Origin of the sequence: Pseudomonas sp. URIL14HWK12:I5 (assembly GCF_900176445.1) — a bacterium.
GTDB classification, from domain to species: domain Bacteria; phylum Pseudomonadota; class Gammaproteobacteria; order Pseudomonadales; family Pseudomonadaceae; genus Aquipseudomonas; species Aquipseudomonas monteilii.
In genome coordinates this window covers 126,732-146,531 of sequence record NZ_FWXQ01000013.1, presented here as the reverse complement: position 1 = coordinate 146,531, position 19,800 = coordinate 126,732, and the positions used below count along the sequence as shown (strand labels likewise).

General features: G+C 57.3%; 32 protein-coding genes. 31 read left to right on the top strand and 1 reads right to left on the bottom strand.

Annotation, left to right across the window (positions count from 1 at the left end):
* From B9A31_RS25610 to bfr, 31 genes are all read left to right on the top strand, one after another.
* Positions 1-750, top strand: a 750-nt coding sequence (locus B9A31_RS25610; protein WP_256576302.1) for an EF-Tu C-terminal domain-related protein, incomplete at its 5' end; no start/stop codon positions are given.
* A 141-nt stretch (positions 751-891) separates the two neighbouring features.
* A complete protein-coding gene (gene rpsJ / locus B9A31_RS25605) occupies positions 892-1,203 on the top strand; it encodes a 30S ribosomal protein S10 (RefSeq protein WP_003186070.1) in 312 nt (103 codons plus the stop codon).
* Positions 1,204-1,283: 80 nt separating this feature from the next.
* Positions 1,284-1,919 (top strand): 50S ribosomal protein L3, encoded by a 636-nt coding sequence (rplC, locus tag B9A31_RS25600; RefSeq protein ID WP_003257089.1) that lies wholly within the window; start codon positions 1,284-1,286, stop codon positions 1,917-1,919.
* A 12-nt stretch (positions 1,920-1,931) separates the two neighbouring features.
* Positions 1,932-2,534 (top strand): 50S ribosomal protein L4, encoded by a 603-nt coding sequence (gene rplD, locus B9A31_RS25595; protein WP_003255485.1) that lies wholly within the window; start codon positions 1,932-1,934, stop codon positions 2,532-2,534.
* Complete coding sequence (rplW, locus tag B9A31_RS25590) at positions 2,531-2,830, top strand: 50S ribosomal protein L23 (protein WP_003255484.1); 300 nt, start codon at positions 2,531-2,533, stop codon at positions 2,828-2,830. Before rplD ends, rplW begins: the two co-directional genes overlap by 4 nt.
* Before the next feature lie 14 nt (positions 2,831-2,844).
* Positions 2,845-3,669, top strand: coding sequence for a 50S ribosomal protein L2 (rplB, locus tag B9A31_RS25585; protein WP_003255483.1), 825 nt, complete (start codon positions 2,845-2,847; stop codon positions 3,667-3,669).
* Positions 3,670-3,685: 16 nt separating this feature from the next.
* Positions 3,686-3,961, top strand: a complete 276-nt coding sequence (rpsS, locus tag B9A31_RS25580; RefSeq protein ID WP_003255482.1) for a 30S ribosomal protein S19 — start codon at positions 3,686-3,688, stop codon at positions 3,959-3,961.
* Positions 3,962-3,972: 11 nt separating this feature from the next.
* Entirely contained in the window at positions 3,973-4,305 is a 333-nt protein-coding gene (gene rplV / locus B9A31_RS25575; RefSeq protein WP_003103908.1) for a 50S ribosomal protein L22, read from the top strand.
* Between the two features lie 13 nt (positions 4,306-4,318).
* Positions 4,319-5,005: a 30S ribosomal protein S3 gene (rpsC, locus tag B9A31_RS25570; protein ID WP_003255481.1), complete on the top strand. Its 687-nt coding sequence runs from the start codon at positions 4,319-4,321 to the stop codon at positions 5,003-5,005.
* A 12-nt stretch (positions 5,006-5,017) separates the two neighbouring features.
* Positions 5,018-5,431 carry a 50S ribosomal protein L16 gene (rplP, locus tag B9A31_RS25565; RefSeq protein ID WP_003255479.1) on the top strand — a complete coding sequence of 138 codons (414 nt, stop codon included), beginning with the start codon at positions 5,018-5,020 and terminating at the stop codon, positions 5,429-5,431.
* A complete protein-coding gene (gene rpmC / locus B9A31_RS25560; RefSeq protein ID WP_002555481.1) occupies positions 5,431-5,622 on the top strand; it encodes a 50S ribosomal protein L29 in 192 nt (63 codons plus the stop codon). The genes rplP and rpmC overlap by 1 nt, the downstream gene beginning before the upstream one ends.
* A gap of 2 nt (positions 5,623-5,624) precedes the next feature.
* Positions 5,625-5,891, top strand: a complete 267-nt coding sequence (gene rpsQ, locus B9A31_RS25555; RefSeq protein WP_003255478.1) for a 30S ribosomal protein S17 — start codon at positions 5,625-5,627, stop codon at positions 5,889-5,891.
* 23 nt (positions 5,892-5,914) lie between these two features.
* Positions 5,915-6,283, top strand: a complete 369-nt coding sequence (gene rplN, locus B9A31_RS25550) for a 50S ribosomal protein L14 (protein ID WP_002555479.1) — start codon at positions 5,915-5,917, stop codon at positions 6,281-6,283.
* Positions 6,284-6,294: 11 nt separating this feature from the next.
* A complete protein-coding gene (rplX, locus tag B9A31_RS25545) occupies positions 6,295-6,609 on the top strand; it encodes a 50S ribosomal protein L24 (protein ID WP_016715319.1) in 315 nt (104 codons plus the stop codon).
* 20 nt (positions 6,610-6,629) lie between these two features.
* Positions 6,630-7,169: a 50S ribosomal protein L5 gene (gene rplE, locus B9A31_RS25540; RefSeq protein ID WP_003255474.1), complete on the top strand. Its 540-nt coding sequence runs from the start codon at positions 6,630-6,632 to the stop codon at positions 7,167-7,169.
* Between the two features lie 13 nt (positions 7,170-7,182).
* Positions 7,183-7,488, top strand: a complete 306-nt coding sequence (gene rpsN / locus B9A31_RS25535; RefSeq protein WP_009681970.1) for a 30S ribosomal protein S14 — start codon at positions 7,183-7,185, stop codon at positions 7,486-7,488.
* Between the two features lie 209 nt (positions 7,489-7,697).
* Positions 7,698-8,090 carry a 30S ribosomal protein S8 gene (gene rpsH / locus B9A31_RS25530; RefSeq protein ID WP_019097628.1) on the top strand — a complete coding sequence of 131 codons (393 nt, stop codon included), beginning with the start codon at positions 7,698-7,700 and terminating at the stop codon, positions 8,088-8,090.
* Positions 8,091-8,102: 12 nt separating this feature from the next.
* The gene (gene rplF, locus B9A31_RS25525; RefSeq protein ID WP_009681972.1) at positions 8,103-8,636 is read left to right on the top strand and encodes a 50S ribosomal protein L6; all 534 of its coding nucleotides are present in this window, start codon (positions 8,103-8,105) and stop codon (positions 8,634-8,636) included.
* Between the two features lie 10 nt (positions 8,637-8,646).
* Positions 8,647-8,997 carry a 50S ribosomal protein L18 gene (gene rplR, locus B9A31_RS25520; protein ID WP_009681973.1) on the top strand — a complete coding sequence of 117 codons (351 nt, stop codon included), beginning with the start codon at positions 8,647-8,649 and terminating at the stop codon, positions 8,995-8,997.
* Between the two features lie 3 nt (positions 8,998-9,000).
* Complete coding sequence (rpsE, locus tag B9A31_RS25515) at positions 9,001-9,501, top strand: 30S ribosomal protein S5 (RefSeq protein ID WP_003255465.1); 501 nt, start codon at positions 9,001-9,003, stop codon at positions 9,499-9,501.
* Positions 9,502-9,503: 2 nt separating this feature from the next.
* Positions 9,504-9,680 carry a 50S ribosomal protein L30 gene (rpmD, locus tag B9A31_RS25510; RefSeq protein WP_003255463.1) on the top strand — a complete coding sequence of 59 codons (177 nt, stop codon included), beginning with the start codon at positions 9,504-9,506 and terminating at the stop codon, positions 9,678-9,680.
* A 3-nt stretch (positions 9,681-9,683) separates the two neighbouring features.
* Entirely contained in the window at positions 9,684-10,118 is a 435-nt protein-coding gene (gene rplO, locus B9A31_RS25505) for a 50S ribosomal protein L15 (RefSeq protein ID WP_003255461.1), read from the top strand.
* Positions 10,119-11,450: a preprotein translocase subunit SecY gene (gene secY, locus B9A31_RS25500; RefSeq protein WP_003257108.1), complete on the top strand. Its 1,332-nt coding sequence runs from the start codon at positions 10,119-10,121 to the stop codon at positions 11,448-11,450.
* A 28-nt stretch (positions 11,451-11,478) separates the two neighbouring features.
* Positions 11,479-11,595 carry a 50S ribosomal protein L36 gene (gene rpmJ, locus B9A31_RS25495; RefSeq protein ID WP_002555468.1) on the top strand — a complete coding sequence of 39 codons (117 nt, stop codon included), beginning with the start codon at positions 11,479-11,481 and terminating at the stop codon, positions 11,593-11,595.
* A gap of 131 nt (positions 11,596-11,726) precedes the next feature.
* Positions 11,727-12,083, top strand: coding sequence for a 30S ribosomal protein S13 (gene rpsM, locus B9A31_RS25490; protein ID WP_003255457.1), 357 nt, complete (start codon positions 11,727-11,729; stop codon positions 12,081-12,083).
* An 18-nt stretch (positions 12,084-12,101) separates the two neighbouring features.
* Positions 12,102-12,491 (top strand): 30S ribosomal protein S11, encoded by a 390-nt coding sequence (rpsK, locus tag B9A31_RS25485; protein ID WP_003255454.1) that lies wholly within the window; start codon positions 12,102-12,104, stop codon positions 12,489-12,491.
* A 15-nt stretch (positions 12,492-12,506) separates the two neighbouring features.
* Entirely contained in the window at positions 12,507-13,127 is a 621-nt protein-coding gene (rpsD, locus tag B9A31_RS25480) for a 30S ribosomal protein S4 (RefSeq protein WP_009681977.1), read from the top strand.
* Between the two features lie 22 nt (positions 13,128-13,149).
* On the top strand, positions 13,150-14,151 hold the full coding sequence (gene rpoA / locus B9A31_RS25475) for a DNA-directed RNA polymerase subunit alpha (RefSeq protein ID WP_003255452.1): 1,002 nt from the start codon (positions 13,150-13,152) through the stop codon (positions 14,149-14,151).
* A 42-nt stretch (positions 14,152-14,193) separates the two neighbouring features.
* Positions 14,194-14,580 (top strand): 50S ribosomal protein L17, encoded by a 387-nt coding sequence (gene rplQ / locus B9A31_RS25470; RefSeq protein WP_003255451.1) that lies wholly within the window; start codon positions 14,194-14,196, stop codon positions 14,578-14,580.
* A 172-nt stretch (positions 14,581-14,752) separates the two neighbouring features.
* Positions 14,753-16,192, top strand: coding sequence for a catalase (locus B9A31_RS25465; RefSeq protein ID WP_019097629.1), 1,440 nt, complete (start codon positions 14,753-14,755; stop codon positions 16,190-16,192).
* Positions 16,193-16,355: 163 nt separating this feature from the next.
* Positions 16,356-16,820, top strand: a complete 465-nt coding sequence (bfr, locus tag B9A31_RS25460; protein ID WP_016715322.1) for a bacterioferritin — start codon at positions 16,356-16,358, stop codon at positions 16,818-16,820.
* Positions 16,821-16,889: 69 nt separating this feature from the next.
* On the opposite strand, the gene uvrA is transcribed toward bfr, so the two are convergent.
* Positions 16,890-19,724, bottom strand: a complete 2,835-nt coding sequence (uvrA, locus tag B9A31_RS25455) for an excinuclease ABC subunit UvrA (RefSeq protein ID WP_019097630.1) — start codon at positions 19,722-19,724, stop codon at positions 16,890-16,892.
* Positions 19,725-19,800: the final 76 nt, after the last annotated feature.

Sequence of the window (19,800 nt, the reverse complement as noted above, 5' to 3'; positions counted from 1 at the left end):
CTGGTCGAGATGGAAGTTCGCGACCTGCTGTCCACCTACGACTTCCCAGGCGACGACACTCCGATCATCATCGGTTCCGCTCGTATGGCCCTGGAAGGCAAAGACGACAACGAAATGGGCACTACCGCTGTCAAGAAGCTGGTAGAAACTCTGGATGCCTACATCCCTGAGCCAGTTCGTGCCGTTGATCAGCCGTTCCTGATGCCGATCGAAGACGTATTCTCGATCTCGGGTCGTGGTACCGTTGTTACCGGTCGTATCGAGCGTGGTATCGTTCGCGTTCAAGACCCACTGGAAATCGTTGGTCTGCGTGACACCACCACCACCACTTGCACCGGTGTTGAGATGTTCCGCAAGCTGCTGGACGAAGGCCGTGCTGGCGAGAACTGCGGCGTTCTGCTGCGTGGCACCAAGCGTGACGACGTTGAGCGTGGTCAGGTTCTGGTCAAGCCAGGTTCGGTCAAGCCGCACACCAAGTTCACCGCAGAAGTTTACGTTCTGTCGAAGGAAGAAGGCGGTCGTCACACTCCGTTCTTCAAAGGCTACCGTCCTCAGTTCTACTTCCGTACCACTGACGTGACCGGTAACTGCGAACTGCCGGAAGGCGTTGAAATGGTAATGCCAGGTGACAACATTCAGATGACTGTTACCCTGATCAAGACCATCGCAATGGAAGACGGTCTGCGCTTCGCTATCCGTGAAGGCGGTCGTACCGTCGGCGCCGGCGTCGTGGCCAAAATCATCGAGTAATCACTCGACCGATTGAAAAAACCCCCGCTCAGCGGGGGTTTTTTTTATTGGGTTGACACTAAATTGGGGCGTCTATAGAATCACGCCTCCTTTTAGCGGGCGTAGTGCGTCCGTTGGGAACAGCCTGGAGTCTGAAATCCAATGCAAAATCAGCAAATCCGTATCAGGTTGAAGGCTTTCGACCATCGCCTGATCGACCAATCCACCCAGGAAATCGTGGAAACCGCGAAACGTACTGGTGCACAAGTGCGTGGTCCAATTCCACTGCCTACCCGCAAAGAGCGTTTCACCGTTCTGGTCTCCCCGCACGTCAACAAAGACGCGCGTGACCAGTACGAGATTCGCACTCATAAGCGTGTTCTGGACATCGTCCAGCCAACGGATAAAACCGTTGACGCGCTGATGAAGCTTGATCTGGCGGCAGGTGTGGAAGTACAGATCAGCCTCGGCTAAGACTTCGGTCTAGTCGTGTAACGCTCTGAAATGGGCGGCCATAGCGGGTGAAAGCCCCGTACACTCATGAGGTTTACAACATGACTATTGGTGTAATCGGTCGCAAGTGCGGTATGACCCGCATTTTCACCGAAGAAGGTGTCTCCATTCCGGTCACGGTCATTGAGATCGAGCCGAATCGTGTCACCCAGTTCAAAACTGAAGAAACCGATGGCTACCGTGCAGTGCAAGTCACTGTCGGCGAGCGTCGTGCTTCGCGTGTGACTGCCGCTCAGGCAGGTCACTTCGCCAAGGCTAACGTTGCCGCTGGTCGCGGTGTCTGGGAGTTCCGTCTTGAAGAAGGCGATTTCCAGGCTGGCGATCTGATCAAAGCTGAACTCTTCACTGCAGGCCAGCTGGTAGACGTTACTGGTCAGTCCAAAGGTAAAGGCTTCGCCGGTACCATCAAGCGCTGGAACTTCCGTGGTCAGGACAACACCCACGGTAACTCCGTGTCGCACCGTGTTCCTGGTTCCATCGGCCAGTGCCAGACTCCTGGTCGTGTGTTCAAGGGCAAGAAAATGTCCGGTCACATGGGCGCCGAGCGCGTGACTGTTCAGTCCCTGGAAGTAGTTCGCGTAGACGCTGAACGCAACCTGCTGCTGGTCAAGGGTGCCGTTCCTGGCGCTACTGGCGGCGACGTGGTTGTACGTCCAGCTGTCAAGGCTCGCGGTTAAGGGGAAACTGACATGCAACTCAATGTAAATGACGCTCAGGCGATCGAAGTTTCCGAACTGACTTTCGGTGGCGAATTCAACGAGACGCTGGTACACCAAGCAGTCGTGGCCTACATGGCCGGCGGCCGTCAGGGCACCAAGCAGCAAAAGACCCGTTCCGACGTAGCTGGTGGCGGTAAGCGCCCATGGCGTCAGAAGGGTACTGGCCGTGCTCGTGCTGGTACCACTCGTGGTCCGATCTGGCGTGGCGGTGGTGTAACCTTCGCAGCTCGCCCTCAAGATCACTCGCAGAAGCTCAACAAGAAGATGTACCGCGCAGCCCTGCGCTCCATCCTCGCTGAGCTGGTGCGTAGCGACCGTCTGGTCGTGGTTCAGGACTTCGCTGTCGAAGCACCGAAAACCAAAGATCTGCTGAACAAGCTGAACGGCATGGGTCTGAGCGATGTATTGATCGTTTCCGACGCTGTTGATCAGAACCTGTACCTGGCTGCTCGCAACCTGCCGCACGTCGACGTACGTGACGTTCAAGGTTCCGACCCGGTCAGTCTGATCGCATACGAGAAAGTGTTGATCACTGTCTCGGCCGTGAAGAAATTCGAGGAGCTGCTGGGATGAACCAGGAACGCGTATTCAAAGTCCTCCTTGGCCCGCACGTTTCCGAGAAGGCTACCGTTCTGGCTGAGAAAAAAGGCCAGTTCGTATTCAAGGTTGCTACTGACGCAACCAAGCTGGAAATCAAGAAAGCTGTCGAAGGCCTGTTCAACGTAAAAGTTGAAAACGTGTCGACTGTTAACGTTCTGGGTAAAACCAAGCGTACCGCACGTGGTCTGGGCAAGCGTAATGACTGGAAGAAGGCGATCGTCTCCCTTCAGCCAGGCCAAGATCTCGATTTCAGCAGCAGTGCTGAGTAAGGAAGGGGTGCATCATGGCAATCGTTAAATGCAAACCGACTTCCCCTGGCCGCCGTTTCGTGGTCAAGGTGGTCAACAAGGAGCTGCACAAAGGCGCTCCTCACGCACCGCTGATCGAGAAAAAATCGAAGTCTGGTGGTCGTAACAACAATGGCCGCATTACCACTCGTCACGTTGGTGGTGGTCATAAGCAGCATTACCGTCTGGTCGACTTCCGTCGCAACGACAAAGATGGCATCCCAGCCACTGTCGAGCGTATCGAATACGACCCGAACCGTACTGCTCACATCGCCCTGCTGTGCTACGCAGACGGTGAGCGTCGCTACATCATCGCCCCTAAAGGCGTGAGTGCTGGCGACCAGCTGATCGCAGGTGCCCTGGCCCCAATCAAGGCCGGTAACTCCCTGCAGCTGCGCAACATTCCAGTAGGTTCCACCATTCACGGCATCGAACTGAAGCCGGGTAAAGGTGCTCAGATCGCTCGTTCCGCTGGTGCTTCGGCTCAGCTGATCGCTCGCGAAGGTGTCTACGTGACCCTGCGTCTGCGCTCTGGTGAAATGCGTAAAGTCCTGGCTGAGTGCCGTGCGACCCTGGGCGAAGTCTCGAACTCCGAGCACAGCCTGCGTTCGCTGGGTAAAGCTGGTGCCAAACGCTGGCGCGGCGTTCGCCCAACCGTTCGTGGTGTTGCCATGAACCCGGTTGACCACCCACACGGTGGTGGTGAAGGTCGTACCTCCGGTGGTCGTCATCCGGTATCGCCATGGGGCTTCCCAACCAAGGGTGCTAAAACCCGTGGTAATAAGCGTACCGACAACATGATCGTCCGTCGTCGCAAGTAACTAGAGGGATACGACAGTGCCACGTTCTCTGAAAAAAGGTCCTTTTATCGATCTTCACCTGCTGAAGAAGGTCGAAGTGGCGGTGGAGAAGAACGATCGCAAACCAGTTAAAACCTGGTCGCGCCGTTCGATGATCCTGCCACAAATGGTCGGTCTGACCATCGCGGTACACAACGGTCGTCAACATGTCCCAGTTCTGGTGAACGAAGACATGGTCGGCCACAAACTGGGCGAGTTCGCCGGTACCCGCACCTATCGCGGGCACGTGGCTGACAAGAAAGCCAAGCGTTAAGGGGTAAGGAAATGGAAGTAGCCGCTAAGTTGTCGGGCGCTCGAATCTCCGCCCAGAAAGCCCGCTTGGTCGCCGACCAGATCCGCGGGAAGAAGGTGGGCGAAGCGCTCAACCTGTTGGCCTTCAGCAGCAAAAAAGCCGCTGAAATCATGAAGAAAGTCCTCGAGTCGGCCGTAGCCAACGCCGAACACAACGAAGGCGCAGACGTTGATGACCTGAAGGTCTCCACCGTCTTCGTCAACGAAGGGCGTTCGCTGAAGCGCATCATGCCACGTGCCAAAGGCCGTGCTGATCGCATCGTCAAGCGGTCTTGCCATATCACTGTCAAGGTTGCGGACAAGTAACGGAGTCGATCAGATGGGTCAGAAAGTACATCCCACTGGCATTCGCCTGGGAATCGTCAAGGAGCACACCTCCGTCTGGTACGCAGACGGTGCTACTTACGCAGATTACCTGTTGAAGGATCTGAAAACGCGTGAGTACCTCCAAGACAAACTAAAAAGCGCGTCCGTAAGCCGTATCGATATTCATCGTCCGGCTCAAACTGCACGCATCACCATCCACACCGCTCGTCCAGGTATCGTTATCGGGAAGAAAGGTGAAGATGTCGAGAAGCTGCGTCAGGACCTGACCAAGCAGATGGGTGTGCCTGTGCACATCAACATCGAAGAGATCCGCAAGCCGGAACTCGACGCTATGCTGGTTGCGCAGAGCGTAGCTCAGCAGCTGGAACGCCGCGTAATGTTCCGTCGCGCCATGAAGCGCGCCGTACAGAACGCCATGCGTATTGGTGCCAAGGGCATCAAGATCCAGGTGAGCGGTCGTCTCGGCGGTGCTGAGATTGCTCGTACCGAGTGGTATCGCGAAGGTCGTGTGCCGCTGCACACCCTGCGTGCCGATATCGACTACAACACCTACGAAGCTCACACCACTTACGGTGTGATCGGTGTGAAGGTTTGGATCTTCAAAGGCGAAGTTATTGGTGGTCGCCAAGAAGAACTTAAACCACAAGCACCAGCGCCTCGTAAAAAAGCTGCTAAGTAAGGGGTACGCCAAATGTTGCAACCAAAGCGTACAAAATTCCGCAAGCAGATGACCGGCCACAACCGTGGTCTGGCACTGCGCGGTAGCAAAGTCAGCTTCGGCGAATTCGCCCTGAAAGCTGTTGCTCGCGGTCGCCTCACCGCTCGCCAGATCGAGTCCGCACGTCGTGCGCTGACCCGTCACGTTAAACGTGGCGGCAAGATCTGGATCCGTGTGTTCCCGGACAAGCCGATCTCCAAGAAACCTCTCGAGGTTCGTATGGGTAAAGGTAAGGGTTCCGTGGAGTACTGGGTTGCCCAGATCCAGCCAGGTAAAGTCCTGTACGAGATCGAGGGTGTTTCTGAAGAGCTGGCGCGCGAAGCATTCGCCCTGGCTGCTGCAAAGCTGCCTCTCGCCACCTCCTTTGTTAAGCGGACGGTGATGTGATGAAAGCGAATGAACTTCGTGAAAAATCGGCACAGCAACTGAACGAGCAACTGCTCGGCTTGCTGCGCGACCAGTTCAATCTGCGTATGCAGAAAGCAACTGGCCAGTTGGGGCAGTCGCACCTGCTCTCGCAAGTTAAGCGTGACATCGCTCGCGTGAAAACTGTGCTCAACCAGCAGGCAGGTAAGTGATCATGGCTGAAGCTGAAAAAACCGTCCGTACGCTGACTGGCCGTGTCGTCAGCGACAAAATGGACAAGACCATCACCGTTCTGATCGAGCGTCGCGTAAAGCACCCGATCTACGGTAAATACGTTAAGCGTTCGACTAAGCTGCACGCGCACGACGAAGCCAACCAGTGCAAGATCGGCGACAAGGTTTCCATCCGTGAAACCCGTCCGCTGGCCAAGACCAAGTCCTGGGCACTGGTTGAAGTCCTCGAACGCGCTGTTGAAGTCTAAGGGCTAGGGGTCGGAGAAATTTTATGATTCAGACTCAATCCATGCTCGATGTGGCCGATAACAGCGGCGCTCGTCGCGTCATGTGCATCAAGGTGCTCGGCGGTTCGCACCGTCGTTACGCCGGCATCGGTGACATCATCAAGGTTACCGTCAAGGAAGCAATTCCGCGCGGTAAGGTCAAAAAAGGCCAAGTGATGACTGCTGTTGTCGTGCGCACCCGTCACGGTGTTCGTCGCGCTGACGGTTCCATCATTCGTTTCGACGGCAACGCTGCTGTTCTGCTGAACAACAAGCAAGAGCCGATCGGCACTCGCATCTTCGGGCCAGTGACCCGTGAACTTCGTACTGAGAAGTTCATGAAGATCGTCTCGCTCGCCCCTGAAGTGCTGTAAGGAGATCCGACATGCAAAAGATTCGTCGTGACGACGAGATCATCGTGATCGCCGGCAAAGACAAAGGTAAGCGCGGTAAGGTGCTGAAGGTTCTGGCTGACGACCGTCTGGTTGTTGGTGGTGTGAACCTGGTCAAGCGTCATACCAAGCCTAACCCGATGGCGGGCGTACAGGGCGGTATCGTCGAGAAAGAAGCGCCTCTGCACGCTTCCAACGTTGCCATCTTCAACGGCGAAACCAACAAGGCTGACCGCGTTGGTTTCAAAGTAGAAGACGGTAAAAAAATTCGTGTCTTCAAGTCGACCCAAAAAGCGGTTGATGCTTGAACACTGCTAGGTAGAAGACCATGGCACGACTGAAAGAGATTTACCGGAACGAAATCGCTCCTAAGCTTAAGGAAGAACTTAAGCTGTCGAACGTGATGGAAGTTCCGCGCGTTACCAAAATCACCCTGAACATGGGTCTGGGCGAAGCGATCGGCGACAAGAAAGTCATCGAGCACGCTGTTGCCGACCTGGAAAAGATCACCGGTCAAAAGCCGGTTGTGACTTTCGCTCGCAAATCCATCGCTGGCTTCAAAGTCCGCGAAGGCTGGCCGATCGGCGTCAAGGTGACCCTGCGTAGCGACAAGATGTACGAATTCCTGGACCGCCTGCTGGCGATCTCCCTGCCTCGGGTTCGCGACTTCCGCGGCCTGAATGCCAAGTCCTTCGATGGCCGTGGCAACTACAGCATGGGCGTGAAAGAGCAGATCATCTTCCCGGAAATCGACTACGACAAGATCGATGCTCTGCGCGGTTTGGACATCACCCTGACCACCACTGCTCGTTCGGACGACGAAGGCCGCGCTCTGCTGCGTGCTTTCAAGTTCCCGTTCCGCAACTGATTGGAGTAGGAAAATGGCCAAGAAGAGCATGAAAAACCGCGAGCTGAAGCGTCAGCTCACGGTAGCCAAGTTCGCTAAGAAGCGTGCTGAGCTGAAAGCGACCATCGTCAACGTTAACGCCTCTCCAGAAGAGCGTTTCGCTGCCGTTGTCGCTCTGCAGAAGCAGCCACGTGATGCTAGCGCCTCGCGCCTGCGCAACCGTTGCCGCCTGACCGGTCGTCCTCACGGTGTATACCGTAAGTTCGGCCTGGGCCGTAACATGCTGCGTCAAGCTGCAATGCGCGGCGACGTACCAGGTCTGGTCAAGGCCTCCTGGTAATCGCTGCAGGCTGTATCCCGGCGCAAGGGGAGCAATCTTCCGACCGCCGGTGACCTTGCCAACAAACAAGCCCCTATATGGGGCTTGTTTCGTTTCTGCCTTGTGTCTAGAATGACCGGCTCACCTGAGCCTGGGTTTTTTACCCTGCCTGCTCGGGTGGTTGTGATAGCCGCAAGGCTAATAATTCTTGTATCAGGAGCATCTAGCCCATGAGTATGCAGGACCCGTTAGCGGACATGCTAACTCGCATCCGTAATGCCCAGATGGCTGAAAAGTCCGTCGTAAGCATGCCTTCCTCCACCCTGAAGGTCGCGGTTGCCAAAGTTCTGAAAGACGAAGGTTACATCGCTGGCTACCAGGTTACTGGTGAGGCCAAGCCTTCCCTGTCGATCGAGCTCAAGTACTTCGAAGGCCGTCCGGTCATCGAGGAACTGAAGCGTTCCAGCCGTCCTGGCCTGCGCCAGTACAAGTCCGTCACAGAACTGCCGAAAGTACGTGGCGGTCTGGGCGTGTCTATCGTCTCCACCAACAAAGGTGTGATGACTGATCGCGCTGCGCGCGCTGCCGGTGTCGGCGGCGAAGTTCTGTGCACAGTGTTCTAAGGGGAGATAGGCATGTCTCGCGTCGCTAAGAACCCCGTTAAGCTGCCAGCAGGCGTCGAAGTCAAATTCGCCGGCCAGCAGCTTTCGGTGAAGGGTGCCAAAGGCACTCTCGAACTGAACGTTCACTCGTCTGTTGAAGTTACCGAAGAGTCTGGCGAGCTGCGTTTCGTCGCTCGCAACGGTGACCAGCAAGCTCGCGCCATGGCCGGTACCACCCGCGCTCTGGTGAACAACATGGTCCAAGGCGTAAGCCAAGGCTTCGAGCGTAAGCTCCAGCTGGTCGGTGTTGGTTACAAGGCACAGGCTAAAGGCACCGTCCTGAACCTGGCTCTGGGCTTCTCGCATCCAGTGGACTACGAACTGCCAGCCGGTATCACCGCTGAAACCCCAAGCCAGACCGACATCCTGATCAAGGGTATCGACAAGCAGCTGGTGGGTCAGGTGGCCGCTGAAATCCGCGACTTCCGTCCACCAGAGCCTTACAAAGGTAAAGGTGTGCGTTACGCGGACGAAGTAGTCCGTCGTAAAGAAGCCAAGAAGAAGTAGGGCCTAGCAAATGACCGACAAAAAAGTTATCCGACTGCGTCGCGCTCGCAAAGCACGTCTCAAGATGCACGAACTCGAAGTCGTGCGCCTGTGCGTGTTCCGCTCCTCGCAGCACATCTACGCCCAGGTCATTTCGGCCGACGGCAGCAAGGTTCTGGCAAGCGCCTCGACCTTGGACAAAGAACTGCGTGATGGCGCCACTGGCAACATCGACGCGGCCACTAAGGTTGGCAAGCTGGTAGCTGAGCGTGCGAAAGCCGCCGGTGTATCTCAAGTTGCCTTTGACCGTTCCGGCTTCAAGTACCACGGCCGCGTCAAAGCGCTGGCTGATGCTGCTCGTGAAGGCGGGCTGGAGTTCTAAGTTATGGCAAATAACGATCAAAAGCGCGACGAAGGCTACATCGAGAAGCTGGTTCAAGTTAACCGCGTTGCCAAAACCGTAAAAGGCGGCCGTATCTTCACCTTCACCGCGCTGACCGTGGTAGGTGATGGTAAAGGTCGTGTTGGCTTCGGCCGTGGCAAATCGCGCGAAGTACCAGCCGCGATCCAGAAAGCCATGGAAGCTGCTCGCCGCAACATGATCCAGGTTGACCTGAAGGGCACCACCCTGCAGTACGCCACCAAGGCTGCCCACGGCGCCTCGAAGGTTTACATGCAGCCTGCCTCGGAAGGTACCGGTATCATCGCCGGTGGCGCAATGCGTGCTGTCCTGGAAGTTGCTGGTGTTCAGAACGTTCTGGCCAAGTGCTACGGTTCGACCAACCCAGTGAACGTGGTTTACGCCACCTTCAAGGGTCTGAAAGCCATGCAATCTCCTGAATCCATTGCTGCCAAGCGCGGCAAGAGCGTCGAGGAGATCTTCTGATCATGGCAACCGTAAAAGTAACGCTGATCAAGAGCGTCTCGGGCCGTCTGCCTAACCACAAGCTGTGCGTTAAAGGCCTGGGTCTGCGTCGCATCGGTCACACTGTAGAAGTCCAGGATACTCCCGAGAACCGCGGGATGATCAACAAGGCTTACTACATGCTGAAGGTCGAGGGTTAATCGATGAAACTCAATGATCTGAGTCCAGCGCCGGGTTCCCGTCGCGAGAAGCATCGTCCAGGTCGTGGTATCGGTAGCGGTCTGGGTAAGACCGGCGGCCGTGGCCACAAAGGTCAGACTTCCCGTTCGGGTGGTTCGATCGCTCCTGGCTTCGAAGGCGGTCAACAGCCGCTGCACCGTCGTCTGCCGAAGTTCGGCTTCGTTTCCCTGAAAGCCATGGACCGCGCCGAAGTGCGTCTGTCCGAGCTGGCCAAAGTGGAAGGCGACGTGATCTCCGTGCAATCCCTGAAGGATGCCAACGTGATCAACCAGCACATTCAGCGTGTGAAAATCATGCTGTCTGGCGAAGTTACTCGCGCAGTCACCATCAAGGGCATCGCAGCCACCAAGGGTGCGCGTGCGGCTATCGAAGCAGCTGGCGGCAAATTCGAGGAATAAATGGCTAAGCAAGGTGCTCTCTCTTCGCTCGGTAAGGGCGGGATGTCGGAACTCTGGGCTCGTCTGCGCTTTCTGTTCATGGCGATCATCGTCTATCGGATAGGTGCGCATATCCCGGTTCCCGGCATCAATCCGGACCGTCTGGCGGATCTGTTTCGGCAGAATGAGGGGACCATTCTTAGCTTGTTCAACATGTTTTCCGGTGGCGCGCTTGAGCGCATGAGCATCTTTGCACTGGGGATCATGCCGTACATCTCGGCATCGATCATCATGCAGCTGATGACGGCGGTCAGCCCGCAACTGGAGCAGTTGAAGAAGGAAGGTGAAGCTGGCCGTCGCAAGATCAGCCAGTACACCCGCTACGGCACCGTTATCCTGGCACTGGTTCAAGCCATTGGCATGTCCATTGGCCTGGCCAACCAGGGCGTGGCGTTTTCTGTAGGCCTGGGCTTCCATGTCGTTGCCGTCTCCACCTTCGTGGCGGGCGCGATGTTCATGATGTGGCTGGGCGAGCAGATCACCGAGCGCGGTGTGGGCAACGGTATCTCGATGTTGATCTTCGCAGGTATCGTTGCCGGTCTTCCGAGAGCAATCGGGCAGTCTTTCGAGTCTGCACGCACAGGCGATATCAACATTTTCGCCCTGGTCGCTATCGGTTTGCTGGCAGTAGCGATTATCGGTTTCGTGGTGTTCATTGAGCGTGGTCAGCGTCGTATCGCCGTTCACTACGCCAAGCGTCAGCAGGGCCGCAAGGTCTTCGCTGCGCAGACCAGCCACTTGCCGTTGAAAGTGAACATGGCGGGGGTTATACCGGCCATTTTCGCGAGCAGCATTTTGCTGTTCCCGGCTTCGCTGGGTGCCTGGTTCGGTCAGTCCGAAGGTATGGGCTGGCTGCAGGACATCTCGCAGTCGATCGCTCCTGGTCAGCCGTTGAACATTCTGCTGTTTAGTGCAGGGATCATTTTCTTCTGCTTCTTCTACACAGCGTTGATGTTCAACCCGAAAGACGTAGCGGAAAACCTGAAGAAGTCCGGTGCCTTTATTCCGGGTATCCGTCCTGGTGAGCAGTCGGCACGCTACATTGATGGCGTTCTGACTCGTCTGACCATGTTCGGTGCTCTTTACATGATGGCCGTCTGCCTTCTGCCCCAGTTCCTGGTGGTGGCAGCAAATGTGCCGTTCTACCTTGGCGGGACCTCGTTGCTGATTGTGGTAGTGGTTGTGATGGACTTCATGTCCCAAGTACAATCGCACCTCGTTTCGCACCAGTACGAATCCCTGATGAAGAAAGCCAACCTGAAAGGCTACGGTGGCAGCGGTCTGCTGCGCTGATACGCCCCTAAGGTTCGAGGAGTCGGTAATGAAAGTTCGTGCATCGGTGAAAAAGCTGTGCCGTAACTGCAAGATCATCCGTCGCGAAGGCGTCGTACGAGTGATCTGCAGCGCGGAACCGCGTCACAAACAGCGCCAAGGCTGAGTGTGATCTGCGCTTCAAACCCAGCAGCTAGTGTGCTGCTGGGTTGATTATTCGTTTCTACAGCGATATTATCTCGCGCCCTATTTCTTGGCTTCCGGGGCGTAGGTAGCTGTCAATTGGAGTCCCACTGAATGGCCCGTATTGCAGGCGTCAACATTCCAGATAACAAGCATACTGTTATCTCGCTGACCTACATCTATGGTGTCGGTCGCACAACTGCACAGAAGATCTGTGCAGACGCTGGTGTAAACCCAGCCGCTAAGATCAAGGATCTGAGCGACGAGCAAATCGAAACCCTGCGTGGCGAAGTCGCGAAGTTCACCACCGAAGGTGACCTGCGTCGTGACATCAACATGAAGATCAAGCGCTTGATGGACCTGGGTTGCTACCGCGGCCTGCGTCATCGTAAAGGTCTGCCGGTTCGCGGTCAGCGCACCAAGACCAACGCACGCACCCGTAAGGGCCCGCGTAAGCCGATCCGCAAGTAATCGCCCAGGAATATAGACATGGCAAAACCTGCTGCTCGTCCTCGTAAGAAAGTCAAAAAGACAGTGGTTGATGGCATCGCCCACATCCATGCCTCTTTCAACAACACCATCGTGACCATCACCGACCGTCAGGGCAATGCTTTGTCCTGGGCGACCTCCGGTGGTTCGGGTTTCCGTGGTTCGCGCAAATCCACCCCGTTCGCAGCTCAGATCGCTGCTGAGCGTGCTGGTCAAGCTGCGCTGGAATACGGTCTGAAGAACCTCGACGTTAACGTCAAGGGTCCAGGTCCAGGTCGTGAGTCCGCCGTTCGTGCATTGAACAGCTGCGGCTACAAGATCGCCAGCATCACCGACGTGACGCCAATCCCGCACAACGGGTGCCGTCCGCCGAAGAAGCGTCGCGTGTAATCAGGAGACAGAAGAATGGCACGTTACATTGGTCCAAAATGCAAACTGTCTCGTCGTGAAGGCACTGACCTGTTCCTGAAGAGCGGCGTTCGCGCTCTGGAATCGAAGTGCAACATCGAAGCAGCCCCAGGTATCCACGGCCAGCGCCGTGGCCGTCAGTCTGACTACGGCACCCAGCTGCGTGAGAAACAAAAAGTCCGTCGTATCTACGGTGTTCTGGAGCGTCAGTTCCGCGGTTACTACCAAGCTGCTGCCTCGAAAAAAGGCGCAACCGGTGAGAACCTGCTGCAACTGCTCGAGTGCCGTCTGGATAACGTCGTTTACCGTATGGGCTTCGGCTCGACTCGTTCCGAGTCGCGTCAGCTGGTTTCGCACAAAGCGATCAGCGTCAACGGTAAGACTGTAAACATTCCATCCTACCAAGTTCGTCCGGGTGACGTGGTCGCGGTTCGCGAGAAATCGCTGAGCCAGCTGCGCATTGTTCAAGCCCTTGAACTGTGCGCCCAGCGTGGCCGCGTTGAGTGGGTTGACGTGGATGCTGCTAAAAAGTCGGGCGTTTTCAAGAACGTTCCTGCTCGCAGCGACCTGTCTGCCGACATCAACGAGAACCTGATTGTCGAGCTCTACTCCAAGTAAGGGCTAGAAAATAGGTGCATCCATGCAGATTTCGGTAAATGAGTTCCTGACTCCCCGCCACATTGATGTGCAGGTAGTCAGTCCGACCCGCGCCAAGATCACGCTCGAGCCTCTCGAGCGTGGTTTCGGCCATACCCTGGGCAACGCGCTGCGCCGCATCCTGTTGTCCTCCATGCCTGGCTGTGCAGTAGTCGAGGCCGAGATCGATGGCGTACTCCACGAGTACTCCGCGATCGAAGGTGTTCAGGAAGACGTCATTGAAATCCTGTTGAACCTGAAAGGCCTGGCTATCAAACTGCACGGTCGTGACGAAGTTACGCTGACCTTGTCGAAAAAGGGTTCGGGGGTGGTTACCGCTGCCGATATTCAGCTGGATCACGATGTCGAGATCGTCAACCCCGATCACGTAATCGCGAACCTGGCGTCGAACGGCGCCCTGAACATGAAGCTCACTGTAGCTCGTGGTCGTGGTTACGAGCCGGCCGACTCCCGTCAAACCGACGAAGACGAAAGCCGTAGCATTGGCCGTCTGCAGTTGGACGCTTCGTTCAGCCCGGTGCGTCGTATCGCCTATGTGGTCGAGAACGCCCGTGTTGAGCAGCGTACCAACCTGGACAAACTGGTCATTGATCTGGAAACCAACGGCACCCTGGACCCTGAAGAGGCAATCCGCCGCGCTGCGACCATCCTGCAACAGCAGTTGGCCGCGTTCGTCGACCTCAAAGGTGACAGCGAGCCTGTCGTAGTCGAGCAGGAAGACGAGATCGATCCGATCCTGCTGCGTCCGGTTGACGACCTGGAACTGACTGTACGTTCGGCCAACTGCCTCAAGGCGGAGAACATCTACTACATCGGCGACCTGATTCAGCGTACCGAAGTAGAGCTGTTGAAGACTCCTAACCTGGGCAAGAAGTCCCTGACTGAAATCAAGGACGTCCTGGCCTCTCGTGGTCTGTCTCTCGGCATGCGCCTCGACAACTGGCCGCCTGCAAGTCTTAAGAAAGACGACAAGGCGACCGCCTGATCGTCGTAATCACCGAACGTAGTGTTTGGTAAGGAATGAATCATGCGTCATCGTAAAAGTGGACGTCACCTGAGCCGTACCAGCTCTCACCGCAAGGCTATGTTCCAGAACATGGCAGTGTCGTTGATCGAGCACGAGCTGATCAAAACCACCCTGCCGAAAGCCAAGGAACTGCGCCGCGTTGCCGAGCCGCTGATCACCCTGGCCAAGGAAGACAGCGTTGCTAACCGTCGTCTGGCCTTCGACCGTACCCGTTCGAAGTCCGCTGTTGGCAAACTGTTCAACGACCTGGGCAAGCGTTACGCCACCCGTCAGGGCGGCTACCTGCGCATCCTGAAGTGCGGTTTCCGCGCTGGCGACAACGCCCCTATGGCGTACGTCGAGCTGGTTGATCGTCCGGTCGGCGGTGCTGTAGAAGCTGCTGAGTAAGACGTTCTGTCTGCTACAAAAAACCGGGCCTAGTGCCCGGTTTTTTGTTGCTGATGGTATTGTTAATTTCTATTGATGTAAGTCAGTTAATGAATTTGTCCCTATAGCCTTGCTCGTCAATACTCTCTCCATAGCCGATTAGCCGGCGCTTCAAGACCGATAAGGAGAGCCCATGAGCAAGATTCTCACCACCGCCAGCGGTGCACCTGTAGCCGACAACCAGAACTCCCGCTCCGCCGGCCCACGCGGCCCGCTGCTGCTCGACGACTTCCACCTGATCGAGAAGCTCGCCCATTTCAACCGTGAGAACATCCCCGAGCGCCGGGTACACGCGAAGGGTTCGGGCGCCTATGGCACTTTTACCGTAACCCGCGACATCACCGGTTACACCAGCGCCAAACTGTTCGAGCAGGTTGGCAAGCAGACCGAGACATTTCTGCGCTTCTCTACCGTGGGTGGCGAACGTGGTTCTGCGGACACAGAGCGAGACCCTCGCGGATTTGCCGTTAAGTTCTACACCGAGGAAGGTAACTGGGACATCGTGGGTAACAACACGCCAGTGTTCTTCATTCGTGATCCGCTCAAGTTCCCGGACTTTATCCACACCCAGAAACGGCACCCGCAGTCCAACCTGAAAAACGCCCAGATGATGTGGGATTTCTGGTCGCACTCGCCCGAGGCGCTGCACCAAGTCACCATCCTGTTCTCTGATCGTGGCATTCCGGACGGCTACCGCCACATGCACGGCTTTGGCAGCCACACCTACAGCCTGATCAATGCCCAGGGTGAGCGCACTTGGGTCAAATGGCACTTCAAGACCCAGCAGGGCATCAAGAACCTTGCTCCGGCAGATGCCGCACGTTTGGCAGGTACTGACCCGGACTACGCCCAGCGCGACCTGTTCGAAGCCATTGAGCGAGGTGATTACCCACGCTGGACTGTCTGCATCCAGGTGATGAGCGAAGCCGAGGCCGCGAGCCGCGACGAGAACCCGTTCGACGTGACCAAAACCTGGTCACAAAAGGACTACCCGTTGATCGAAGTGGGCGTGCTTGAGCTTAACCGTAACCCGCTCAACTACTTCGCCGAAGTCGAGCAGGCTGCCTTCGGGCCAAGCAACATGGTGCCGGGGGTCGGCCTGTCGCCAGACCGCATGCTCCAGGGTCGCGTATTCGCCTACGCGGACGCACACCGCTACCGTGTGGGTACCAACCACCAACAGTTGCCGGTGAATGCGCCACGCTGCCCGGTCAACAGCTACCAGCGCGACGGCTCCATGGCCACTGGCAGCTATGGCAGTGCGCCGAACTACGAACCCAACAGCTACGCCGCGGCACCGAAGCAGTCGCCACGTCACGCAGAGCCCGCATTGGCCCTGAATGGTTCGGCCGACCGTTACGATCACCGCGAGGACGCTGACTACTACAGCCACGCCGGCGCGCTGTTCCGCCTGATGAGTGATGAGCAGAAGGCCCTGCTGATCAGCAACATCGCTGGAACCATGGCGGGTGTCAGCGAAGACGTCATCCAACGGCAGTTGCAGTACTTCTTCAAGGCCGACCCAGCCTACGGAGAAGGCATCGCCAAGGCCCTGGGCATCAATCTCGCCTAAGTCGAAGTGATAAGAAGAACCGCCCTCATTTGGGCGGTTTTTCAATGAATATCACTACTGTTTAACCGATTTTTTGCTTCTTATTGCGCGTTTTTCAGTGACCGCAGGCAAAAGCTGGTTCACACTATGTGCCATAGACGTTTTCATATGGAGAAGCAGGGCGATGCAAGGCCACCCGGACGTAATCAACTACCTTGTCACGTTGCTGAAGGGCGAATTGGCGGCACGCGACCAGTACTTCATTCATTCGCGCATGTACGAAGACTGGGGACTGACCAAGCTCTACGAGCGTATCAACCACGAGATGGAAGAAGAGACGCAGCACGCGGATGCCCTGATGCGTCGCATCCTGATGCTCGAAGGTACCCCTGACATGCGTGCAGACGACCTGGAAGTCGGCAGCACCGTGCCGGAAATGATCGAGGCCGACCTCAAGCTTGAGTACAAGGTGCGCGGTGCGCTGTGCAAAGGGATCGAGCTGTGCGAGCTGCACAAGGACTACATCAGCCGTGACATCCTGCGTGCGCAGCTGGCGGATACCGAAGAAGATCACACCTACTGGCTAGAGAAGCAGCAGGGCCTGATCAAGGCCATTGGCCTGGAGAACTACCTGCAGTCGCAGATGTAAGTTATCCACACACTCAAGAAAAAGCCCCTGGTACCAACGGTACCAGGGGCTTTTTCATTGCAGCGGCACTTAGGCCCGGTCCCGCTCTAGCAGCGGTTTCAGGTAATGCCCGGTATACGACTGCTTCATCTCGCTCAGCTCTTCCGGGGTACCGCAGGCAATGATCTGCCCACCTTTGGAACCACCTTCCGGTCCCAGGTCCACCAGCCAGTCAGCAGTCTTGATCACATCCAGGTTGTGCTCGATCACCACCACGGTATTGCCGTGATCGCGCAGGCGATGCAGCACGTCCAGCAACTGCTGAATATCGGCAAAGTGCAGGCCCGTGGTTGGCTCATCCAGGATATACAGGGTTTTGCCGGTATCGCGCTTGGACAACTCGCGAGACAGCTTCACGCGCTGCGCCTCGCCGCCAGACAAGGTGGTCGCCGACTGGCCCAGCTTGATGTACGACAGGCCCACATCCATCAGCGTTTGCAGCTTGCGCGCCAGCGCTGGCACCGCATCGAAGAACTCGCGGGCATCCTCGATGGTCATTTCCAGCACCTCGTGGATATTCTTGCCCTTGTACTTGATCTCCAGTGTTTCGCGGTTGTAGCGCTTGCTCTTGCACACGTCGCACGGCACGTAGATGTCTGGCAGGAAGTGCATCTCGACCTTGATCAGGCCATCGCCTTGGCAGGCCTCGCAACGGCCACCCTTGACGTTGAACGAGAAACGTCCCGGGCCATAGCCGCGTGAGCGCGACTCCGGTACCCCGGAGAACAGCTCGCGGATAGGGGTGAAAATACCGGTATACGTTGCCGGGTTCGAGCGCGGAGTGCGGCCGATCGGGCTCTGGTCGATATCCACCACCTTATCCAGGTGCTGCAGGCCATCCATGCTGCTGTGCGGTGCGGCTTCCAGGCTGCTTGCGCCATTGAGGGCCGTAGCGGCCAAAGGGAACAGGGTGTTGTTGATCAGCGTCGATTTGCCCGAGCCGGATACCCCCGTCACGCAGGTCAGCAGGCCGATGGGGACTTCGAGGTCGACGTTCTGCAGGTTGTTGCCACGCGCACCCTTGAGCTTAAGTTGCAGCTTCTTGTTGCGCGGCGTGCGCTTGGCTGGCACGACGATCTTCTTGCGCCCGGACAAGTACTTGCCGGTTAACGAATCAGGGTGGTCCATGACCTCCTGTGGCGAGCCCTCGGCGACGATCTGTCCACCATGCACGCCGGCCCCTGGGCCGATATCGACCACGTAGTCGGCCAAGCGAATGGCGTCCTCGTCGTGCTCCACCACGATAACCGTGTTGCCCAAATCACGCAGGTGGTTGAGGGTGGCCAGCAGGCGGTCGTTGTCGCGTTGATGAAGGCCGATGGACGGTTCATCGAGGATGTACATCACTCCGACCAGGCCGGCGCCAATCTGGCTGGCCAGGCGGATACGCTGCGCTTCACCACCGGACAGGGTGTCGGCGCTACGGTCGAGGGTGAGGTAGTCGAGGCCGACGTTGACCAGGAACTGCAAGCGCTCGCAGATTTCCTTGAGGATCTTGGCGGCAATCTCGCCACGGCGGCCAGTCAGGGTCAGCTCGCCGAAGTAGCTGCTGGCTTCACCGATCGGAAGGTTGGTGACCGCCGGCAGCGTTTTTTCGCCCACCCACACATGGCGTGCTTCGCGGCGCAGGCGGGTACCACGGCAATCCGGGCAGGGCTGTGTGCCGAGGAACTTGGCCAGTTCTTCACGCACGGTGGCCGATTCGGTCTCGCGGTAGCGGCGCTCCAGGTTCGGCACGATGCCTTCGAACGGGTGTGAGCGCTTGACGATATCGCCACGGTCGTTGAGGTACTTGAAGTCGACACTCTGCTTGCCACTGCCTTGCAGGATCACCTTCTGGTGTTCGGCCGACAGCTCGCCGAACGGCTCCTCCAGGCTGAACCCGTAATGCGCGGCCAGCGAACCGAGCATCTGGAAGTAGTACACATTGCGCCGGTCCCAGCCGCGGATTGCGCCTTCGGCCAGGGTAAGTTCGGCATTGACCAGGCGCTTGGTGTCGAAGAACTGCTTCACGCCCAGGCCATCGCATGTCGGGCACGCACCGGCAGGGTTGTTGAAGGAGAAAAGCTTCGGCTCCAGTTCACTGATGGCATGGCCGCAGACCGGGCAGGCGAAGCGCGCGGAGAAGATCATCTCTTCGCCTGGCTCGTCGTCCATCGGTGCCACCAGGGCGATACCGTCGGCCAGCTTGAGCGCGGTCTCGAACGATTCGGCCAGGCGCTGTTGCAGGTCGGCGCGCACTTTGAAGCGGTCCACCACGACATCGATGCTGTGCTTTTTCTGCTTGTCGAGCTTGGGCAGTTCGTCCAGCTCGTAGAGCTTGCCGTTGACCCGGGCACGTACAAAGCCCTGGGCACGCAGTTCGTCGAACACCGCCAGGTGCTCACCTTTGCGCTCGCGCACCACCGGCGCCAGCAGCATCAGCTTGCTGCCTTCCGGGCGCTCCAGCACCAGGTCGACCATCTGGCTGATCGTTTGCGCCTCTAGCGGGATATCGTGGTCCGGGCAGCGTGGCGTACCCACGCGGGCATACAGTAGGCGCAGGTAGTCGTAGATTTCAGTGATGGTGCCGACCGTGGAGCGTGGGTTGTGCGAGGTCGACTTCTGCTCGATGGAAATGGCCGGCGACAGGCCTTCGATGGTGTCGACGTCAGGCTTTTCCATCATCGACAGGAACTGCCGGGCGTAGGCCGACAGCGATTCCACGTAGCGGCGCTGGCCTTCAGCGTAGAGGGTGTCGAACGCCAGGGACGACTTGCCGGAACCGGACAGGCCGGTGATCACGATCAGCTTGTCCCGGGGCAGGGTCAGGTCGATGTTCTTCAGGTTGTGGGTACGTGCCCCACGAATCAGGATCTTGTCCACTGCGGCCTCGCTTGGCGGGCATAAACAAGGAAGTATACGGCGCGCCAGTATGACGCGGCAAAGCGTCGCGTAGATG

What these genes read in the sequence shown, in the direction of transcription:
- rpmC (WP_002555481.1), top strand. Translation starts at nt 5,431, where the DNA reads ATGAAAGCGAATGAACTTCGTGAAAAATCGGCACAGCAACTGAACGAG.
- rplP (WP_003255479.1), top strand. Translation starts at nt 5,018, where the DNA reads ATGTTGCAACCAAAGCGTACAAAATTCCGCAAGCAGATGACCGGCCAC.
- rpoA (WP_003255452.1), top strand. Translation starts at nt 13,150, where the DNA reads ATGCAGATTTCGGTAAATGAGTTCCTGACTCCCCGCCACATTGATGTG.
- bfr (WP_016715322.1), top strand. Translation starts at nt 16,356, where the DNA reads ATGCAAGGCCACCCGGACGTAATCAACTACCTTGTCACGTTGCTGAAG.
- rplE (WP_003255474.1), top strand. Translation starts at nt 6,630, where the DNA reads ATGGCACGACTGAAAGAGATTTACCGGAACGAAATCGCTCCTAAGCTT.
- rplB (WP_003255483.1), top strand. Translation starts at nt 2,845, where the DNA reads ATGGCAATCGTTAAATGCAAACCGACTTCCCCTGGCCGCCGTTTCGTG.
- rpsK (WP_003255454.1), top strand. Translation starts at nt 12,102, where the DNA reads ATGGCAAAACCTGCTGCTCGTCCTCGTAAGAAAGTCAAAAAGACAGTG.
- rpsD (WP_009681977.1), top strand. Translation starts at nt 12,507, where the DNA reads ATGGCACGTTACATTGGTCCAAAATGCAAACTGTCTCGTCGTGAAGGC.
- rpsE (WP_003255465.1), top strand. Translation starts at nt 9,001, where the DNA reads ATGGCAAATAACGATCAAAAGCGCGACGAAGGCTACATCGAGAAGCTG.
- rplF (WP_009681972.1), top strand. Translation starts at nt 8,103, where the DNA reads ATGTCTCGCGTCGCTAAGAACCCCGTTAAGCTGCCAGCAGGCGTCGAA.
- rplX (WP_016715319.1), top strand. Translation starts at nt 6,295, where the DNA reads ATGCAAAAGATTCGTCGTGACGACGAGATCATCGTGATCGCCGGCAAA.
- secY (WP_003257108.1), top strand. Translation starts at nt 10,119, where the DNA reads ATGGCTAAGCAAGGTGCTCTCTCTTCGCTCGGTAAGGGCGGGATGTCG.
- rpmJ (WP_002555468.1), top strand. Translation starts at nt 11,479, where the DNA reads ATGAAAGTTCGTGCATCGGTGAAAAAGCTGTGCCGTAACTGCAAGATC.
- rplD (WP_003255485.1), top strand. Translation starts at nt 1,932, where the DNA reads ATGCAACTCAATGTAAATGACGCTCAGGCGATCGAAGTTTCCGAACTG.
- rplW (WP_003255484.1), top strand. Translation starts at nt 2,531, where the DNA reads ATGAACCAGGAACGCGTATTCAAAGTCCTCCTTGGCCCGCACGTTTCC.
- B9A31_RS25465 (WP_019097629.1), top strand. Translation starts at nt 14,753, where the DNA reads ATGAGCAAGATTCTCACCACCGCCAGCGGTGCACCTGTAGCCGACAAC.
- rpsN (WP_009681970.1), top strand. Translation starts at nt 7,183, where the DNA reads ATGGCCAAGAAGAGCATGAAAAACCGCGAGCTGAAGCGTCAGCTCACG.
- rpsM (WP_003255457.1), top strand. Translation starts at nt 11,727, where the DNA reads ATGGCCCGTATTGCAGGCGTCAACATTCCAGATAACAAGCATACTGTT.
- rplQ (WP_003255451.1), top strand. Translation starts at nt 14,194, where the DNA reads ATGCGTCATCGTAAAAGTGGACGTCACCTGAGCCGTACCAGCTCTCAC.
- rplN (WP_002555479.1), top strand. Translation starts at nt 5,915, where the DNA reads ATGATTCAGACTCAATCCATGCTCGATGTGGCCGATAACAGCGGCGCT.
- rplO (WP_003255461.1), top strand. Translation starts at nt 9,684, where the DNA reads ATGAAACTCAATGATCTGAGTCCAGCGCCGGGTTCCCGTCGCGAGAAG.
- rplC (WP_003257089.1), top strand. Translation starts at nt 1,284, where the DNA reads ATGACTATTGGTGTAATCGGTCGCAAGTGCGGTATGACCCGCATTTTC.
- rpsJ (WP_003186070.1), top strand. Translation starts at nt 892, where the DNA reads ATGCAAAATCAGCAAATCCGTATCAGGTTGAAGGCTTTCGACCATCGC.
- rplR (WP_009681973.1), top strand. Translation starts at nt 8,647, where the DNA reads ATGACCGACAAAAAAGTTATCCGACTGCGTCGCGCTCGCAAAGCACGT.
- rpsQ (WP_003255478.1), top strand. Translation starts at nt 5,625, where the DNA reads ATGGCTGAAGCTGAAAAAACCGTCCGTACGCTGACTGGCCGTGTCGTC.
- rpsH (WP_019097628.1), top strand. Translation starts at nt 7,698, where the DNA reads ATGAGTATGCAGGACCCGTTAGCGGACATGCTAACTCGCATCCGTAAT.
- rpsC (WP_003255481.1), top strand. Translation starts at nt 4,319, where the DNA reads ATGGGTCAGAAAGTACATCCCACTGGCATTCGCCTGGGAATCGTCAAG.
- rpmD (WP_003255463.1), top strand. Translation starts at nt 9,504, where the DNA reads ATGGCAACCGTAAAAGTAACGCTGATCAAGAGCGTCTCGGGCCGTCTG.
- rplV (WP_003103908.1), top strand. Translation starts at nt 3,973, where the DNA reads ATGGAAGTAGCCGCTAAGTTGTCGGGCGCTCGAATCTCCGCCCAGAAA.